The 5,296-nt window shown below is 44.5% G+C and carries 5 protein-coding genes; 1 reads left to right on the forward strand and 4 read right to left on the reverse strand.

Features of this window, described 5'->3' with window-relative positions:
• Positions 1-242: 242 nt before the first annotated feature.
• The 4 genes from ACP45E_RS03970 to ACP45E_RS03985 all read right to left on the reverse strand — a co-directional run bounded on the left by ACP45E_RS03970 (position 243) and on the right by ACP45E_RS03985 (position 4,554).
• Positions 243-1,184, reverse strand: a complete 942-nt coding sequence (locus ACP45E_RS03970; protein WP_017037455.1) for a zinc-binding dehydrogenase — start codon at positions 1,182-1,184, stop codon at positions 243-245.
• A 66-nt stretch (positions 1,185-1,250) separates the two neighbouring features.
• Positions 1,251-2,339, reverse strand: coding sequence for an alkene reductase (locus ACP45E_RS03975; protein WP_017037456.1), 1,089 nt, complete (start codon positions 2,337-2,339; stop codon positions 1,251-1,253).
• 9 nt (positions 2,340-2,348) lie between these two features.
• Entirely contained in the window at positions 2,349-3,446 is a 1,098-nt protein-coding gene (locus ACP45E_RS03980) for an alkene reductase (RefSeq protein ID WP_026026542.1), read from the reverse strand.
• A 226-nt stretch (positions 3,447-3,672) separates the two neighbouring features.
• On the reverse strand, positions 3,673-4,554 hold the full coding sequence (locus ACP45E_RS03985) for a LysR family transcriptional regulator (protein ID WP_017037458.1): 882 nt from the start codon (positions 4,552-4,554) through the stop codon (positions 3,673-3,675).
• Between the two features lie 187 nt (positions 4,555-4,741).
• Between ACP45E_RS03985 and ACP45E_RS03990 the strand changes: the two genes are divergently transcribed.
• A partial coding sequence (locus tag ACP45E_RS03990; protein WP_141707215.1) for an MFS transporter occupies positions 4,742-5,296 on the forward strand: 555 nt, incomplete at its 3' end.

Consider the following 5,296-nt stretch of genomic DNA (forward strand, 5'->3'; position numbering starts at 1 on the left):
TGTTTTTAAAGTAAATTACAGTAGTTCTACCGACTGTTGAGCAATCACGAATTCTTCGTTGGTTAGATTGCTATTAGTATCGCATCTGCTAGTAAGAGTGTGGTCAAAATTATTTAGACCACAATTTTAAACGACGTTGCAAAGATGAGTCTTACTCAATATCAGCAATTAGAACAACTATCCAAGCAAAGTGTAGGAAGTAAGCGCTATGTGACTCCCAGCAAAAGGATAAATTGCGCAGTCTAACTCAATGTAATCACGGTTTTTCGTTTTGTGGTTTCACTGTGTTTCAACGCATCAAGCATCTGCTCGAATTTAAAAGTGACAGGAATACTAACTTCAACACTCCCATTTTCAATACGCTCAAGCAGCGCTTCACCATTTTGCATTAATGTATGCCAATCATCTTTATCACCAAAATTATGTAACGCTCCAAGGGCTATTTCGTGGTAAGAAATAGTGCGCGTAAATGGAGGGTCAATGGGTTTAGCAATACGATCTTGAATGCAGACAATATGTCCATTCGCTCTTAACAGCGGCACTAAATGGGCGGCATTTTCCCCACTCACCGCATCAAAAATGGCGAAGTATTTCATGTCGATTTGAGATTGCTCCCGATAAACTTGGCGAATACCTAAGCTTTTGGCTCGCTCTTCGCTCAGACTCGCGGAGACAACATCAACGATATAACCCGCTCTGACAAGGATCTGGGATAACAAATTATTCACCGCGCCAAAACCAACGACAAGCACTTCTCTTTGTCGGGTTAATGGAATTTTTTCAAATGCTTGCCACGCAGTTAGCATCGGACAAGGCAGTGCCGCGGCAAGTTCAAAAGATAGGCTCTCAGGTAGTGTCATCACTCGCTCAACGTTCAAAACAGTATATTCAGCGAAGCTACCATGGCGATTTAGTGAACCATGATATGCCACTCGACGGCCAATTAGACTGGGATCAACTTTAGAACCTACTTGTACAACGACGCCTGCACCATCAACACCTGGAACATGGCCATTCGGCCAATTTAAAGGATTGGCTTTAATAAATTTCCAATCCACAGGGTTAATACCAATCGCTTTGTTTTGTACTAAGATTTCGCTGTCATCTAAAGTTGCTCTTTCAGCCTTACCTAAAACAAGACTGTGTTTCTCAGTTTGATATTGCCAAATTCGATAGGGTTCCATATCACTTCCACTCGCTTAATGAAAAGATCAGGCACCAAAGAGTTATCGTCCTTGGTACCTGGTGTATTAGGCTTGATAAGTTGGATAATCGACGTAGCCTTCGGCTCCACCCCCATACAAGGTCAACCTAGCATCGGCATCAAACTCGGCCAATGGTAAATCATGAGCAAATCGGGCGACCAAATCAGGGTTCGTTACAAAAGGAGTACCAAAGGCAACGAAATCAGCATATTGCTTGTCGAGTAACTGTTGCGCTGATTGCTTGGTCAACTTTCCTGCAACCATGATTGGATTAGAGTATATTCGGCGTACTTGCTGTCGAAACTCTTCAGGCACCTCTACATAGCGTGATATGTTTTCTGAAAAATGCACATACGCAAGGTTCATCAGCTGTAGTTTTTCCAGCAATGCTAACGTTAGCGGAACAATTTCAACATCATCCCCAGCAAAACCCTCTCCGATATGAGGAGACAGACGAACCGCAACTCTTTCCCCACCAATTTCGTCGGTAAGTGCTTGCAACGTATCAACCAAAAAGCGCATGCGATTCTCTTGGCTGCCACCATATTGATCACTTCTTTGGTTGCTTTCTAAACGTAAAAAGGTATCAAACAAGTAACCATGCGCAGCATGAACTTCAACACCATCAAACCCTGCTTCAACAGCATTTTTTGCAGCTTGAGCAAAGTCGGCAATGGTTGCTTGGATTTCATCTGCACTCATTGCTTTTGGCTGCTGGGTTTCCACCATGCCAAACCCGCCTTCAGGTAATGGGCCGAAGACCTGATCTGGAATTTTTATCGCTGATGGTGCCAGAGGTTGTGAACCTGAAATATCAGAATGACTGCGTCGCCCCACATGCCAGAGTTGGATAAATATCTTCCCCCCTTCCTCATGAACAGCCTGAGTCACTTTCTTCCAGCCTTCAATGTGTTCTTCTGTGTAAATACCTGGCGTCATAGAGTAGCCCCGACCTACCGCTGAGACAGGAGCGCCTTCTGTGACAATCAAACCAGAGCTGGCACGCTGACGGTAGTAGGTTGCCATCATCTCGTTTGGCACATCACCTGGTTGAGACGTGCGCGAGCGAGTCATCGGCGCCATAGCGATACGGTTTCTAGTCTCAAGTTCATGACCTTTAAATACCTTAAACATACCTCCCCCTTAAGCTTTATACGTTGGATAATCAATCAGCCCTTTTTCGCCGCCACCAAACAAGGTGTTTGGATCGTGCTCTGCGAACGGGTAGCCGTGAAGGAGTCGTTCAGGAAGATCGGGATTCGCCACAAAAGGCCGACCAAAGCCGATCATGTCTGCCAGTCCATCATCAATAGCTTGCTTTGCTTTTTCCGCATTATAACGACCTGCGTAAATCAAAGTACCTTGATAAGCTTCACGTAAGGCACGTTTGAAAGAGACTGGCGTATCAGGGGCGTCATCCCAATCGACTTCAGCAATATGTAGGTACACGATATGATGTTTATTGAGTAACGCAGCAGCAGCGGTATAAGTCTCGATAGGGTTAGCATCAACAGTACCATTTAAGGTTGTTAAAGGTGCCAAGCGCACACCAACGCGGTTAGCGCCAATTGCGTCCACCATTGCTGCAACGACTTCATCAAGAAAACGAAGACGATTTTCCAGGCTACCGCCGTATTCATCACTGCGGTTGTTAGCTTCGGAGTCAATGAATTGGTTGATCAAATAACCATTCGCCGCATGCAGTTCAATGCCATCAAAACCGGCTTCAATCGCATTCAATGCCGCTTGACGATAATCTGCGATGACTTGTTGAATATCTGCTTTTGTCATTGCTCTAGGCTGCACGACATCAACAAAACCTGGTTCATCACTGCCATTATCAACGAATACTTTTACGTTTTCCGCTTTTAACGCTGATGAAGAAATCGGTTGCTCACCACCGATGTTATCTGTGTGAGTGACTCTGCCCACATGCCAGAGCTGAGCGAAAATTGCGCCATTTTCTGCATGCACTGCTTGAGTTACTTTACGCCAGCCTGCGATCTGCTCAGGTGTATAAATACCAGGCGTCCACGCATAGCCTTTTGCATTTGGTGAAATTTGTGTGCCTTCGGAGACAATTAAACCTGCACTGGCTCTCTGAGCGTAATAGGTCGCCATCATTTCATTAGCAACATCCCCAGGTTGGCTTGCTCTGGAGCGTGTCATCGGTGGCATGACAATGCGGTTTTTGAGTGTGAGACCACCCAGTGTGAATGGTTGAAACAGTGATAGTGACATAGTTGAGCCCTCTTCATTTGATAGGGGCATACTAGCAAATGAATCACCAAGCATTTATAGCAACAAAGACAAATTATATTTGTTATAAATGCAATAGTCTAAGTATGCTCAAGCAATGATCTTTTTGGATGTCGATGTCTCATCGGCTTTTATAGGTAACTGCTTTGTCCAAGATGTCAGAAGAAATATCCTAAGCGGGGTACAAAGTTACCTCGCTGTACACGATTTACAGATCCAGTTTCGGCTGAATAAAATCGATAAAAGCAGAAATCCGCTTGGCAACAGAAGAAGACTTGTAGTAAACCGCATTGATTTGCTCTCTGCCTGAGTTGCCGATTTTTTCACCTTCTAACAACACAATTAATCTTCCTTCCGCAATGTCTTTTTTCACCATAAAGCCCGATAGACAGGCGATTCCATTTCCCATCAACGCGAGCTGTCTCACCGTTTCACCGTTACTTGAGATCAGCGTTGGAGTAAGCCCTGAAAATCCTTTCAAAGGCCATTCATTGAGTGTTTTGGGTGCTGAAAAGCCAATGGTATCGTGATGTTCCAAATCACTACTCTTACTTGGAAAGCCGCGCTTTGATAAATAATCAGGTGAAGCAACAATGTGAAGTAAACTTCGGCCAAGAGATCTAGCGTGTAAGGTTGAATCATTTAATGCACCGATACGAATAGCAATATCGGTTTTCTTTTCTAGTAAATCTACAAAACCTTCATTAGAGGTCAGCTCCAACTCAATATCGGGATAGGCTTGATTAAATGATTGCACCAATGGCACTAGTTGATGAAACACAAACGGACTAGCCGCGTCGACACGTAAACGGCCTTTGGGCAATTCCCCACGGGAAATAATATCTTCTTCCGCTTGTTGTAATTGCATCAGGCCTATTCGCACCGACTCAACAAATTGCCGCCCTTCATCGGTTAACTCGATCCGTCTTGTGGTTCGGTTTAATATCGTTACACCAAGTTGGCCTTCAACCTTACTCACCGCTCGTGATACTCGTGCCACCTGTATATCTAGATTATCTGCTGCCGTCGTAAACCCGCCAGTATCAACGACAGTAAGTAGAATTTCTAAATCGTCCGATTTTGTGCGCATGCTTTCTTTCCTGTTTCCAACGGTCAATGTGAATTATTGCATTTATAACAAATATAATTTGTTAAACAAGCTGTTTTTTACAATATCATCTTCGTACACAATCCTCTCATCAAATCACGAGGCAGCGACACGTGGATAAGCACATTCGCTGTAGTGTACTAAAACCTAATATAAGAGAGTAAACGATATGCCATTAGCACTTCTCGCATTGACGCTCAGCGCCTTTGCTATCGGAACAACGGAGTTTGTGATCGTGGGGCTACTCCCGACTATGGCTTCTGACTTAAATGTCTCACTGCCATCCGCAGGGCTACTTGTGAGCCTTTATGCATTAGGTGTTGCCATTGGCGCACCTGTTTTAACTGCGCTAACGGGAAAGTGGAACCGTAAGCACGTACTCATTACTGTTATGTCACTGTTTGTGGCAGGTAATTTATTGGCATGGCAAGCACCTGGTTACAACACCCTTGTCGTTGCTCGCATTTTAACTGGTTTAGCCCATGGTGTGTTTTTCTCTATTGGCTCTACGATTGCCACAGGACTTGTACCCAAAGAAAAAGCCGCCAGCGCGATTGCGATTATGTTCACCGGATTGACCGTGGCATTAGTAACAGGTGTGCCGCTCGGTACTTACATCGGTCAAACCTTTGGTTGGCAATCGACTTTTCTGATTGTTGCGATATTAGGACTGATTGCGTTGATTGGCAGTACTTTCTTAGTACCAAGCAACCTAAAACAGCCA

It is taken from the genome of Vibrio genomosp. F10 str. 9ZD137, from assembly GCF_049974785.1.
Taxonomy (GTDB): Bacteria; Pseudomonadota; Gammaproteobacteria; order Enterobacterales; family Vibrionaceae; genus Vibrio.